Annotated in this window: 1 protein-coding gene; it reads left to right on the top strand. The window is 48.1% G+C overall.

The window, feature by feature from the left end; translation table 11 throughout:
• On the top strand, positions 1–683 hold a 683-nt coding region (locus tag ON16_RS00040), incomplete at its 5' end, for an IS3 family transposase (protein ID WP_040658435.1).
• Positions 684–700: the final 17 nt, after the last annotated feature.

Raw genomic sequence — 700 nt, 5'->3', positions numbered from 1 at the left:
CTCGACTGACTGCGCTGGCTGCTCGTTGGAAACGGTTCGGCTATCGGCGATTGCATGTTATGCTCCAGCGTGAAGAGATACATATCAACCACAAACGAACCTATCGGCTCTATAAAGATGCGGGTTTAGCCTTGAAGAGACGGAACAAGCAGAAAAAATACGAAAAGCGCGGCATGCCCGATCGGGCATGTCCGGAGTTCAATTCCCGATGGTCGATGGACTTTGTCTGTGACCGCACCCGGTATGGTGGGCATATCCGAATTATGACATTGATAGATGAGGCCACAAGGCAATGCCTTGCTCTGGAGGTAGATAGCTCCATCACGGGGAGGAAAGTAGCTTCCGTGCTTAACCGAGTAGCCCTGTTTCGGGGATTACCCAAAGAGATACTGACCGATAATGGTTCTGAGTTCACCGGAAATGCTCTGAATGCCTGGGGACACGATCACGGAGTGGAACACATCTTTACCGATCCTGGCTGCCCGACACAAAACGGATATATTGAAAGTTTCAATGGCAAGTTAAGAGATGAATGCCTCAATCAAAACTGGTTTTCCAGTCTGTCAGAAGCAAAAGATATTATTGAAGAATGGCGGCTGGAGTACAACAAACTCAGACCTCATTCATCTCTTGGCAACTTGACCCCTGAAGAATACGCCCTTAAAATCTCAGGTGATTACTAACATTCCAAGTGGTCGGA

It is taken from the genome of Oscillibacter ruminantium GH1 (assembly GCF_000307265.1).
Lineage (GTDB): Bacteria > Bacillota > Clostridia > Oscillospirales > Oscillospiraceae > Oscillibacter > Oscillibacter ruminantium.
The sequence above is the reverse complement of the archived record's forward strand: the minus strand, read 5'-3'. Positions and strand labels throughout refer to the sequence as shown.